Source organism: Streptomyces sp. SM1, assembly GCF_002910825.1.
GTDB classification, from domain to species: Bacteria; Actinomycetota; Actinomycetes; order Streptomycetales; family Streptomycetaceae; genus Streptomyces; species Streptomyces okerensis.
Genome location: NZ_NEUB01000278.1, coordinates 22,390 through 34,408, shown reverse-complemented (window position 1 = coordinate 34,408; position 12,019 = coordinate 22,390). Strand labels below are relative to the sequence as shown.

Below are 12,019 nucleotides of genomic sequence, written 5' to 3'. Positions count from 1 at the left end.
GGTGCGGGCAGCGTGGGCCGGTGCGGGCAGCGTGGGCCGGTCCGGGCAGCGTGGGCCGGTCCGGGCAGCGTGGGCCGGTCCGGGCAGGCGGACCGGTGCGGGGCGGTGCTACTTCACCGGCAGGTGATACGCGGCCCGGTAGCGGTCGGCGGGGATGACCACGTCGGCGGTCTCGACCGGGCGCCCCGAGGCGAAGTAGGTGCGCTGGACGACCAGGACGACGTGTCCGGGGACGCCGCCCAGCAGGACCAGCTCCTCGGCGAGGCCGGGGCGGGCGCCGACCTCCTCGGTGACGTTGTCCACGAGCACGTCGATGGCGCGCATGCGCTCGACGACACCCATGCCGCCGAGCGGGCCCTCCTCGGGCAGCATCACGGGTGTCCGGCCGGTGAGGGCCAGCGGCTCCCACGAGGTGGAGAGCATCATCGGCTCGCCGGCCTCCCTGAAGAGGTACTTGGTGCGCATCACCCGGTCGCCGGGCTCGATACCGAGCCGGCCGGCGACGGCGGCACCGGCGTCCGCCTGCTCGCTGCTCGACTCCCAGGTGCCGCGGACGCCGAGGTCGGCCTGTTCCTGACGGAACGGCGTGGCCCCGCGCTCCGGCCGGAACCCCGAGCGGGCGACCCGCCGGGGCACCGGACGCTCGCGCACGTACGTCCCCGAGCCGGAGCGGCCCTCCACGAGCCCCTCGGCCATGAGCACCTTGCGGGCCTCCAGCGCGACCGTGTCCGAGACGCCGTACTCCTCGCGGATCCTCGCCTGCGAGGGGAGCCGGGTGTGCGGGGGCAGACGGCCGTCGACGATCTTCTTGCGGAGATCACCCGCGACGCGCAGGTACGCCGGCTGCTCACCGAATGTCACGGGCCGCTCCCATCAGGTTGTACAGACAGCAACAGCGTGGCAACCGTAGGTTGTCCCAGGCAAGTGAAGGCCAGAGATTCACTCGATGTGATGACATCCGCCCGGTGAGGGCTTTACGCAGGCACTTTCTCCCCGCTATGGCGCCTGTCACACCTTCATGTCACCGCTGTCCGGTTCCCGTTCCCTCCGCTCCTCGTAGCGGGGCATGGAGTCGGCCAGGCCCAGAGCTTTGCGTGTGGTGACGGTCATACGGGGGTCGAGGAGCTCCACGCCCCGCTCGGAGTACTCGTAGTAGGTGTCCGCGTCCTGCGCCCCGGCGGCCTTCGCCCACTCCTTCTCCGCCTCGGCCAGTCCGTCGGCGAGCTCGCCCACGGGCTGCCGCGCACCGGCCGGCCACCGGTGCGCGCGCAGCATCCGGGTCTGCTCGGCCACCGCATCCGCCACCTCGCCCGCCCAGGCCGTGTGCCCCGGCAGGTCGTTCTCGGCGAACTCGGTGCCGGGAGCGTTGTCCAGGGCGGTGTTGAGCACCCGGGCTGCCTCCAGATAGGCCCGCTGGTGCGTGTCGAGCGTGGTCTCGTCCCGGCGCAGCGAGCCGGTCAGGCGGGACCGCCCGTCCCGGTGGCCGAAGACACAGGTGATCCCTCGGTCGCCGAAACGCCAGCTCTGCGGGGTCGGGACGAAGTAGTACACCTCCGCGGTGGCGGGCAGCGCCCAGCGGTCCATGGCGTAGTCGTCCCGGAGGCCGTAGCACCGCTCGTCGGCGGTGTCGCCGAGGGAGCCGTCGCCCGGGTAGGCGCCGCCGGGCAGGGTGACGACGGCGAAGACCTCTCCGTCGTGCGCCCGGTCGCAGGGCACCTGGGAGGCCCTGTCGGCCGCTCCCTCCAGACCCGCGGGCGAGTTGAAGCAGTCGCCCGCGCGCAGGGCGAGGATGCTGTCGGCACGCGCCCCGTCCTTGACGCCCTCCCAGAAGTCGGCGGCGGCCCCGGTGGCGAGCATCAGCGTCCACAGGGCGAGCCCCAGCGACGACAGCAGGGAGCCCGCGACGGCCATCCCCCGGCCGCGCTCGCCGCGCCGTTTGATCTGCCGCAGGGCGATCAGCCCCAGAACCAGCCCGAGCGCCGGTACGAAGCACAGCACGCCGAGGACCAGGGAGGCGATGGCGACTCCGTTGACGGCGGCCGGCGGACGCGGACCGTAGGGGCCGTAGAGCCCGTACGGCGCGAAACCGGGCTGTCCCCCGTAGGGCGACTCCGGTGACGGGTGGGCGCCTCGGGGAGGTGCGGCGGGGTACTGACTCTGAGGGTCCTGCGGGCCCCCGGCGTGCGGTGGCCCGTAGGGCGGAGGTATGGACACGAGGCGCATCGTAGGCGGAGGTGACACGCCTCGCCCCCGGGGGCCTTCCCGGGGGCGAGGGTGCTGCCCGGCGTTCCGGGCGGAGTCAGGTCAGAACTGCAGGGCCCAGCTGTTCAGACGGCCGCTGTCCCACCACGCGTTGTCGCTGACGCGCAGCTTCCACGTGCCGTTCGCCGACTCCGCGGACGCGTCGACGGTGTACGTGGTGTCGATGTCGTTCGCGCTGCCGCCGGTGCCGTACGACTTCAGCGTGTACGCCGTGCCGTCGGGGGCGATCAACTGGACCTGGAGGTCGCCGATGTAGCTGTGGGTGATGTCCACCTCGACGGCCAGGTTCGAGGGCGCGTTGCCGGAGACGCCGGAGACGGTCACCGCGGACTCGACGGTGCTGTTGTCGGCGATGGTGGCACCGTCGGTGTTCTCGAAGCGGTCACCGGGCGGAGGAGGCGGGGTGGTGCCGCCCTCGCCCACGTTCAGCAGGCGGTTGGGCGATCCGCTGCCCGGGTTGCCGACGACGCCGGTGGTGGCGGCGGAGGTCAGCGCGGAGGAGACCTGGGCGGGGGTGGCCGAGGGGTTGTCGGCCAGGTGGAGGGCGGCGGCACCGGCGACGTGCGGGCTCGCCATGGACGTACCGGAGATGGTGTTGGTGGCCGTGTCGCTGGTGCGCCAGGCGGAGGTGATGGACGAGCCCGGCGCGAACACGTCCAGTACGGAACCGTAGTTGGAGTAGCTGGCGCGGGCGTCACTGGACGTGGTCGCACCGACGGTGATCGCCTCGGCCACCCGGGCCGGGGACTTGGTGGAGGCGTTGGTCGACTCGTTGCCGGCCGCGACGACGAAGGTGACGCCGGAGGCGACGGCGTTGCGGACGGCCGTGTCGAGGGCGCTGTCCGCGCCGCCGCCGAGGGACATGTTGGCGACGGCCGGCTTGACCGCGTTCCGCGCCACCCAGTCGATACCGGCGACCACCTGTGCGGTGGTGCCGGAACCGGAGTTGTTCAGCACCCGGACGCCGACGACCTTCGCCTTCTTCGCCACTCCGTAGGCGCTGCCCGCGACCGTGCCGGCGACGTGGGTGCCGTGACCGTGGCCGTCCTGGGCGGTGTTGTCGTTGTCGATGGCGTCGTAGCCGTCGGAGGCCCGGCCGCCGAAGTCGTTGTGGGTGATACGGACACCCGTGTCGATGACGTACGCCGTCACGCCCTCCCCGGCCGAATCCGGGTACGTGTACGAGTTGTCGAGCGGCAGGTTCTCCTGGTCGATCCGGTCCAGGCCCCAGGAGGGCGGGTTGGGCTGGGTGCCGGTGACGTGGAAGGTGCGGTTCTGGATCACCGAGGCGACGGCCGGGTCGGCGGCGAGACGCCTGGCCTCGGCCGCGGAGGCCTCGACCTCGTAGCCGTTCAGGGCCTTGGTGTAGGTCCGCTCGATCTCGACGCCGTGCTTCTTGGCGACGGCCCGGCCCTCGGCGGTACCGGAACGGGCCTCGTCCGCCTTCAGGGTCACGATGTAGCTGCCGGCCACCGCGTTCGCGGCGCCCTCGTACTGGACGCGGCCTTCGGAGGCGGCCGGGGCCGCGCCTGCGGGGAGAGCGGAGACGAGGCTCGCGACGAGCGCCGCGGAGGCCGCGGCGCCGAGGGTGGCCAGTCTTCGCCGGGGGTGACGCATCACTGCCATGTGAGGGTTCCTCCTCAGTCGGTGGTGCGTGTGCTGTGGGGGGTGGTGCGGTCGGCGCACGGGGCGCGGGTGGCGAAACCGGCCACTGACAGGATCATGCCAATATTGGTGACCGGATCCCGTGCGTCAGCCGAAAGATTGAGGGTTCCACAGGAATTGCACAAGAGCCCCGCGCGGAGGTGATGGGCCGTACCCGCGACAACCGGCCTCCCCCGAGACGCCCCACGAGCCCCCTTCGTCCCCCGTTCAACAGCTCAGGACACACGACGGGACCCTGGCCCACCGGCCGACCGCCGGAACATCCTGCCGTTCCGCGGGGAAAGTGGCCTACTTCCCCGGGAGACTCCAACCAGCCGAACCATTGAGACGGTTGAGACCAGAACCGACTCGAATATCCCCTCCCCCGAACCCGGACCCGAACCCGAACCCGGACCCCCCGGACCCGCACCCGAACCCGGACGCTCCCCCGGACCCGGACCCGGACCCGAACCCGAGTCCCGCCGCAGGCAGACGGCAGCGCGTCAGCCGGTGCCGAGGTTCGCCGGCTGGCACGATCCTCTCCGTCGCGAGACCTGGCGCCCGGCCGTGTGCTGCAATCGGGTCATGCGTCTCGCCGAGTTCCGCACCCTGCTCGACCGGCATGCCCGATCCGACTGGACCACCGCCATCACCCTTCCCACCGGAATCCCCCTGCACCCGATAGCCGGCTGCGGCGCCGGCGGCACGTACTTCCTGTGCGGGGAGTCCGGGTCCGGGGACAGGCCCGTCCTGTACGCCGACTCGGAGGGCCGGGCCACGCTGATCGGCGGCGACCTCGTCGAGGCCCTCACGCTCATCGCCGTACTGCCCTACTGGCGCGACCTGGCGAAGGGCCTCACGATCAGCGAACTCGGCTCGGAACTGCGGGACGACCAACCGGACTTCGACGCCGAGCGCGACCACCTTCTGCACGCCCTCGGCCTCACCTCCGTCCCCGAGGAGGAGGCTGCCGCTCGCCTGCTCGCCGTGGCCGCACGCACGGCCCCGGACCACGTACCCCGCGCACCGGACGACGATCACCTGCCGTACGAGCCCCTGTTCCCGTGACCTCGGTACCGGCCGACGACCCGCCTCGACCCCACGCCCAGGAGGCCCTCCGGCGCCCGCACACCGGCCGAAGCGACGTGGGTCAACTCTCGGCCCACACAGGAGAGTTTGCGTCCAACGGCGTACCGGTCAACCCCATCGCCATGTTCTGACCGAGGGACGACCGGCCCTTCGGACTCACGCCCACTCCGCCCCGGCCGGGCGGGAGCCGCGGGGCCCGGTCGCGCGGGCGGCCCGTACCCGGTCCTCGTGAGCATCCAGGGAGACCACCGGCTCGGTGGCGGCACAGAAACCGGGAACCGGCCCCGGCCCCTTGCTTCGCGGGCGCCTCAGCCGGAGGTCGGGGGCCTCGCGTTCGTCATGCCCAGACGCGCCTGCTCCTCCTCGACGATCCGGCGAGCCAGCTCGGTGTCCGACACGTCGACCGCGTCCGGGGTGGCTTCGGCCACCGCGCTACGGCGGGCGTAGGCATCGAACAGGCGGGTCTTCTTCTCCAGCATCTTCACCATGCGCTCATCCACTCCCCCGGTGGCGAGAAGGCGGTGCACGTGAACCGGCCGCACCTGCCCCATGCGGTGGGCCCGGGCCACTGCCTGGTGTTCGAGGGTCGGCTTGATCTGTGGTTCGCAGATGATGACGACGGACGCAGCCTGCATATTGAGGCCGACGCCGGCCGCCTGGATCTGCGCCAGGAGCACCGCCGGCCCTGAGACCCCGGCGAAGTCGTCGACGATCTGCTGCCGCCGTCCGGCCGGGATACTGCCGGTGAGCGGACCGAGCATCGGGGTACCGGCGGTGGGACCCACCGCGAGGGACGCCTCCACCACGCCCAGCACGTCCTTGAAATGGGAGAAGAGTACTGTCTTCTGCCCGTTCTCGGCGGCTTCCTGAACGATCTCGCGGAGCCGGTCCAGCTTGGCCGACTTCTCGGGACGCAGGTACGCGGCCCTGCGCATCGCCATGAAGTTGCCCGCGCGCACGGCTTCGCGGTACGCCTCCTCGTCCGACGCGCTCAGCTGCTCCCACTCGTCGGTCTGCTGAAGACTCGGGAGTTCCGTCAGCACGTCTTCCTGGTTGCGCCTCAGGTAGACCGGGGCGACGGCCTTGCGGAAGGTGACCGATCCGGCCAAGGCGTCCCGCTCGCCGAGGGAGTCCGCCACCCCTCCGTCGAGCATCTGGACCAGGTTGCGGAACTCCGCGACCCGGTTCTCCATCGGGGTTCCGGTCATGAAGAGGGTGCGCTCACAACGCTCCGTCCACAGGGCGACCGACTGCGACCGCTTGGTCTTCGGGTTCTTCACGGAGTGAGCTTCGTCGACGACGAGCAGTCCGACCTCGCCGCCGCCGGGCGCCGGAAATCCGCGGAGCGCGTCGAAGGTGGTCACCCCCACCCCGCCCCGCCCTTTCCAGTCGGCGAACGCGTAGTGCCGGTCGGGGCCGTGGAGCACCGTGACGCGAAGGGCGCTGCGGGCCTCGATCTCCCGGGTCCAGTTCACGAGAACGCTCGCCGGGCAGACGACCATGAAATGGCTCTGCCCCTCGGCGGCCAGGTGTGCCAGCACGGCAATCGCCTGGATGGTCTTCCCGAGACCCATCTCGTCGCCGAGTACCACCTTGCGCTGCGCGAGGACGAACCGCGCGCCGAACGCCTGATAACCGCGCAGGGAGACCCGCCGGTGCGAGTCGTCGAGCTGTTGCGTCCGTACCCGCTCGGCGATCTCCTCCGGCAGGAACCCCTCGGCGGCCGCCGTGTCCGGCGGCCGCCCGGCGATCTCGGCGAGCAGGCTGTAGTACTCCGCGGAGCGGAGCTCGAAGTCCACCCATGCCGCGATGTCGGACGAAGATCCACGCAGCAGGTCCACCGAGGCCTGGGCGAGCAGTTCGGGCAGGCCGGCCTGCTCCGCCTCGTCCACCAGTGAGCGGATCTCGGCTACCGCCGTCACGGCACATGCCCTCTTCTGCCGGCCGGCCAGCAGCATCCTGACACGGCCGGCGGCGAGCCTCGCGTCGGCCAGCAACGGGCCGAGCCGTTCCGACAGGGCCGCGGCTCGGTCCACCGCGCGCCGGGCGTCCGGGCCGGCTTCCACCAGTACGTGCAGGGCCATGACGAGCGCGGTGGTGCTCGGCTCCGGCCTGTCCACGTCGATGTGGACGGCCACCGTCTCGTGCACCGCTTCGGAGAGCCGGCGGGCAGCGGCGAGGATCTGGTCGACGGTGCGTTGCCCGACACCGGGAATCTGCCGCAACCGGTAGGGGCCCGCTTCGAGGACACGGCCCACCGTGCCGAGGCCGTTCTTCTCGACGTTCCCCAGCCGCAGGCGTCCTTCGGTGACGTCCTGCAGCCGGGCGACGGGTATGGCGTCGAGCTCCCGGGTGACCGCCGCGGATCATCATCTTGCTCGGGATGCAGGCCCAGTACGGGCATTCGCCGCCGACCAGCTCCGCCTCGACCCCGACGACGTCCAGCCCTTCCTCCGCCAGGCGCTCGGCGACATGCTCACCGCCCACGCCCATCCCGATCACCACGACATCAGTCTCCTGCGCCATGTCCGTCTCCTCGCTGAGGTACTTTCCGTCCCGCTTCGGCCTATACCGGGAACCCCGTGGGGACTCCCGCTCCATCCCTTCCTTGTCCCTCGTGCAGCGGCGCAAGAGCGCTACTGCGTTCCCATGCGGTCGGCAGAGAGTTCAGTGCGCCGGGTCGGCGTCGTGGCGAGGTAGCGCGCCGTTGGCCTGGTCGATGGCCGCCGCCGCGTTGATGAGCCCGATGTGGCTGAACGCCTGCGGGAAGTTTCCGAGCAGCTCACCGGTGCGCGGGTCGATCTCCTCTGCGAGCAGCCCCAGGTCGTTGGCGAAACCGGCGACGCGGTCGAAAAGGGCCTGCGCGCGGTCCGGCCGGCCGGCCTGGGCGAGGGCGGCGGCGAGCCAGAACGAGCAGAGCACGAAGGTGCCCTCGCTGCCTTCGAGTCCGTCGAGGTTGCGGTCGTCGGTCAGCCGGTAGCGCAGCACCAGCCCGTCATCGGTGAGATCGCGGGCGATCGCCTCGATGGTCGCGTTCATGCGTGCGTCGGTGGCGGGCAGGAAGCCGTAGAGCGGCATGAGCAGGGCGGCGGCGTCGAGTTCGTCGGAGTCGAACGCCTGGGTGTAGGCGCCGCGTCGCTCGCTCCAGCCGCGTTCGAGCACCGCCGCGTGGATGCGGTCCCGCTCGGCTGCCCAGGCTTGAGGACGCGCGTGCCCGCCCAGGCGGGGCGCGAGTTTCACCGCGCGGTCCAGCGCCACCCAGCACAGCACCTTGGACGACAGGTGATGGCGCGGTTCCCCGCGCATCTCCCACATGCCGGCGTCGGGCTCCTGCCAGCGGCGCACCGCCGTGTCCGCCAGTCCGGCGGCGAAGCGCTGGATCTCCGGATGCAGGTCGCCGAGCCGCTCCTGGTAGAGGTGCAGGGCGTTCAGCAGTTCGCCGTAGACGTCGAGCTGGGTCTGCGCCCATGCCTGGTTGCCGACTCTGACCGGGCGGGAGTCCCGCCATCCGCGCAGGTGCGGCAGCTGGCGTTCGCTCAGGTCGTGCTCGCCGCCGACGCCGTACATGATCTGCAGGGACGAGTCCGCCCCGGAGGTCCCACCGGCAGAGCTGGTCATGAAGGAGACAAAATCGGCCGCCTCGTCCGGGCATGACCCGTGGTAGAGGGCTTCCAGAGTCAGGCTGGCGTCGCGGATCCAGGCGTAGCGGTAGTCCCAGTTGCGCGTCCCTCCCACCGCCTCCGGCAGTGAGGTCGTCGGCGCGGCCACGATGGCGCCGGTCGGACGATAGGTGAGCCCCTTGAGGACCCGGGACGACAGCAGCACCAGGTCGCGGTGCGGGCCCTGGTAGATGTCGTGCTCGGCTTCCCAGGACCGCCACGCCTCGACGGTGTCGTCAATCCGCTCCGCCACCCGCTCCGGAGTGGTCGGTTCGGGCGGCGCCACTTCCGGGGGCGCCCACACCAGGGAGAAGCCGAAGCGCCGCCCAGCCGCCACGCGCAGTTTCGCCCGTACGCATGCCTCGCCGGACTCCAGCGGAACGGGGGAGCGCACGGCGATCTGGTTCGGCCCACCGAACGTGCGCATCCCACCGTCCGTGAGCCGCAACAGCGGCCGTACCAGACCGTATTCGGGACGGGGCACCAGCTCCACGTCGAACGCGACATCGCCACTCACCCCCTCGATCTCGCGCAGCAGCTCGTGCGGCGGCGACATGCCCAGCTCGTGGCCGCGCTGCCCCTCGGGAACCGCGAGGGCGTCGCGCAGCCGCGCCACGCCGGACGCGGTGGTGAACGTCGTCTCGATGACCAGCGTGCCCGGCAGGTAACGGCGCGTCGCCTCGAATCGGCCGACTGGTGTGATCGACCAGTGCCCGGCCTCGGGGTCGAGCAGCCGTGCGAACAGCGCGGGACTGTCGAAGCGCGGCACACACATCCAGTCGATGGACCCGCAGCGATCGAGAAGGGCGGCGGAGCTCCCGTCGGCCAGCATTCCGTAATCGGCGATCCGCGAGGACATCACTCAGCCACCCTCCATTCGGACCGGACAACACCGCTGACGGAAACGGCATACCCGCGCGCACCGAGCCGCCCCTCGGGCGGAAACTCCTCAGCACTCATGGCAACATCCCTGTGACCTCGACGTCATGGGCAGTGTCTACAGGACTGCCACGCAGACCAGGGCGGCCACCACGCCGTAGGTCGCATGGCCGGCAAGCAGTGCCGACCCCACCGCGAACTCTGTGTACTCATTCTCCATTTCCCAGAGCCGGAAATCCGTCATCCGACGCTGGGGGAACCCGCTTCGTGCCAAACAGGCTTCCATTGACGCCCGGCGGCTCAGGAGCACGCCGTTTCCAGGCCGTGGGGACGGAAAACGCGCTCCACACCGGAGGCGAACAACGGGTCTGGGGCGGGCCTATGCGAGGGTTTCCGCAAGTTCACGGAGATTGCCTACCGTGTAGGTGGGAGGCAGCATGACCTGCGGGTAATCCGCTGCGTCCCGCCGCAGCCATGCGCCGCCGAGCCCAGCACGCTGCGCACCGTCCACATCCCACGGGTGCACTGCCACCAGCACCGCCTCATCCAGACGTACGCCGACCTGCTCCACGACGTACTGGTAGGCGGCCTGGGCCGGTTTCCAGCGCTGTGGCCCGCTCGCGTCCAGATGGCTCTCAAAGCAGTCCGCTAGCCCGGCTCGGCCGAGGAGCCGCTTGCTAAGGTCCGAACTGCCGTTGGTCATGGTCACCAGTCGGAACCCCCGTTCGCGAAGAGCGCGGACGCCGTCCGGAACATCAGGATGCACCTCCCGGTGCGAGAGCCCGTCCACCACATGTACGGCCGCTTGTTCGATTATGCGAAACCGTCTTCTGCTCCGGGCCACCCTCGGCACCGCCGCCACCCTGCTGGCCGCCGGCGCCGTCATCGGCGCGCCCGGCACCTCGTCCGCTGCCCCGCAGCATGGGGCTTCGGCCGCTGCGGTGACCTCGGACCACCGGGGCCAAGACCGCTACGACCGCGACTGTGACGGGCACAGCGCGTACCCGTACGGGGGCTACTACGGTGGCGGCCTGGGCCTGCTCAGCTGGCTTCTCTGAGATCTCCCTCTCCGCGAAGAGGGATCTCTAGGCGCCCGCCGGGGGCGTCGTGCCATGTTCCGCGTCGTCGTCCCCGGCCGGCGGGTCGCTCATGAGCGAAGCGCCGAATGCCCGCAGCCGCTCCACCGCTCCACCGTCCGGTTCCGCCCGGCGGGCCAGCGCATCGTGGAGCTCCCGGTAGACGGACGCCTCCAGGCCGCAGCGCCGACAGTCCTCCAGATGGGCCGCGACCCGGCGTGCGGTGACCTCGTCCGTTTCGCCATCGAGGTAGGACTGCAGCACGCGCCCGACCTGCAGGCAGTTCATCCGGCGCTCCGCCGCTGCACGCCGCCACCATGGACGCTTGTTCACATCACACCTCGCTTCGGCGCCAGTCCTGCTGTGGCCAGTCGCGCCCGTATCCGTTTGCGCGCCCGGTGCAGCCGGCTCATCACGGTCCCCTCGGGGACATCCAGCAGGTGGGCGGCCTCCGCGTAGGTGAGGCCGTCGATGTCCACCAGCTGCACCACCTGACGGTGCTTGTCCGGCAGCGCGCACAGGGCCTCGTCCACCACCTCGTCGAACGCCTCACCCACCACGATCTCTTCCGCCGATCCGCTCGGGCCCGTGGAGCTGAGCCGGTCCAGATCGGCGTCCGGATCGTCCAGGAGGTGCGGACGGCGGCGGCGGTGCCGGTTGATCTCCGCCCGCCGCATGATCGTCAGCAGCCACGCGCGCCGATGTTTCCCGTCGAAACCGTCGATGGCCCGGTAGGCGCGCAGCAAGGTGTCCTGCACGAGATCCTCTGCGTCTGCCGGCTGCGCGGTCAGCGTCATCGCCACCCGCAGCAGCACCTCCACCTCCGGCAGCACATAGGCGGCGAACGCCTGACCCCGCGGGTCCGCAGAGTCCGGTGGCGCTGTCACTTCGTCTTCCACACGGTGGAAACCCCTTCTACCTGGATCAGCATTCCATCTTCTTCCTTCTTCTTGTGGTCTGCGATCCGCTCCGAGGCCGCTACGGACCGCATGGCCGGGCGAGGAGCCCTGCACAGGCTGGAATGCCGCGTACGACTGGAGGGGTTTCCGCTGCATGAAGAAGCAGCGCGTTCCCGGGCCAGGGCGAGTGTGGGCCGAGTGCCGGGAGAAGATCCGGCATATGCGGCTGCGCGGCGAGGTGGAGGCGTACGCCGACGGGCAGCTCACCGGTGCGCACCGTATGCAGGTGGCTGCTCACATCGCCTGCTGCTGGGCCTGCAGCGGCAGTCTGCAGCTTCTGCGGCTGATCAAGGCGTCGCTCCGGCACAGTCCCCAGCGGACGCCCCCTTCCCTCGCGTCGGCCCGGGTGCGGCGCTTCGCTCAAGACCTCAGCGCGCCGACGGGCCGGGACCGGCCCAGCGGTTGACGCCCGCCGGTCCCCAGCCCGTCGGACCGCGGTCAGCCCCGGCCC

11 protein-coding genes and 1 pseudogene are annotated in these 12,019 nt (G+C 71.0%); 3 read left to right on the top strand and 9 right to left on the bottom strand.

Translation table 11 applies throughout. From position 1 onward, the window contains the following. Positions 1-108: 108 nt before the first annotated feature. From B9S61_RS06820 to B9S61_RS06810, 3 genes are all read right to left on the bottom strand, one after another. Positions 109-861, bottom strand: a complete 753-nt coding sequence (locus tag B9S61_RS06820) for a GntR family transcriptional regulator (protein WP_103541433.1) — start codon at positions 859-861, stop codon at positions 109-111. Between the two features lie 147 nt (positions 862-1,008). Next, on the bottom strand, positions 1,009-2,214 hold the full coding sequence (locus B9S61_RS06815) for a DUF4190 domain-containing protein (RefSeq protein ID WP_374936190.1): 1,206 nt from the start codon (positions 2,212-2,214) through the stop codon (positions 1,009-1,011). Positions 2,215-2,304: 90 nt separating this feature from the next. Beyond that, the gene (locus B9S61_RS06810; protein WP_103541431.1) at positions 2,305-3,888 is read right to left on the bottom strand and encodes a S8 family peptidase; all 1,584 of its coding nucleotides are present in this window, start codon (positions 3,886-3,888) and stop codon (positions 2,305-2,307) included. 603 nt (positions 3,889-4,491) lie between these two features. Between B9S61_RS06810 and B9S61_RS06800 the strand changes: the two genes are divergently transcribed. Next, positions 4,492-4,974, top strand: a complete 483-nt coding sequence (locus B9S61_RS06800) for a hypothetical protein (RefSeq protein WP_103541430.1) — start codon at positions 4,492-4,494, stop codon at positions 4,972-4,974. 329 nt (positions 4,975-5,303) lie between these two features. Here B9S61_RS06800 and B9S61_RS06795 read toward each other — a convergent pair whose 3' ends face one another. The 4 genes and pseudogenes from B9S61_RS06795 to B9S61_RS06775 all read right to left on the bottom strand — a co-directional run bounded on the left by B9S61_RS06795 (position 5,304) and on the right by B9S61_RS06775 (position 10,419). After that, positions 5,304-7,331, bottom strand: coding sequence for a DEAD/DEAH box helicase (locus tag B9S61_RS06795; protein ID WP_103541429.1), 2,028 nt, complete (start codon positions 7,329-7,331; stop codon positions 5,304-5,306). A 61-nt stretch (positions 7,332-7,392) separates the two neighbouring features. Next, positions 7,393-7,488, bottom strand: a pseudogene (locus B9S61_RS43405) (hypothetical protein); the annotation flags it as partial. A gap of 174 nt (positions 7,489-7,662) precedes the next feature. Then, positions 7,663-9,513, bottom strand: a complete 1,851-nt coding sequence (locus B9S61_RS06785) for a glycoside hydrolase family 15 protein (RefSeq protein WP_103541428.1) — start codon at positions 9,511-9,513, stop codon at positions 7,663-7,665. 399 nt (positions 9,514-9,912) lie between these two features. Then, positions 9,913-10,419 carry a haloacid dehalogenase type II gene (locus B9S61_RS06775; protein ID WP_258039576.1) on the bottom strand — a complete coding sequence of 169 codons (507 nt, stop codon included), beginning with the start codon at positions 10,417-10,419 and terminating at the stop codon, positions 9,913-9,915. Here B9S61_RS06775 and B9S61_RS40290 point away from each other — a divergent pair. Then, positions 10,349-10,591, top strand: coding sequence for a hypothetical protein (locus tag B9S61_RS40290; protein WP_146064737.1), 243 nt, complete (start codon positions 10,349-10,351; stop codon positions 10,589-10,591). The genes B9S61_RS06775 and B9S61_RS40290 overlap by 71 nt on opposite strands. Before the next feature lie 27 nt (positions 10,592-10,618). On the opposite strand, the gene B9S61_RS06770 is transcribed toward B9S61_RS40290, so the two are convergent. Then, complete coding sequence (locus tag B9S61_RS06770) at positions 10,619-10,897, bottom strand: anti-sigma factor (protein WP_103541427.1); 279 nt, start codon at positions 10,895-10,897, stop codon at positions 10,619-10,621. Positions 10,898-10,938: 41 nt separating this feature from the next. Beyond that, positions 10,939-11,496 carry an RNA polymerase sigma factor gene (locus tag B9S61_RS06765; RefSeq protein WP_103541436.1) on the bottom strand — a complete coding sequence of 186 codons (558 nt, stop codon included), beginning with the start codon at positions 11,494-11,496 and terminating at the stop codon, positions 10,939-10,941. 166 nt (positions 11,497-11,662) lie between these two features. Between B9S61_RS06765 and B9S61_RS06760 the strand changes: the two genes are divergently transcribed. Further along, a complete protein-coding gene (locus B9S61_RS06760; RefSeq protein WP_103541426.1) occupies positions 11,663-11,974 on the top strand; it encodes an anti-sigma factor in 312 nt (103 codons plus the stop codon). Positions 11,975-12,019 lie beyond the last annotated feature (45 nt).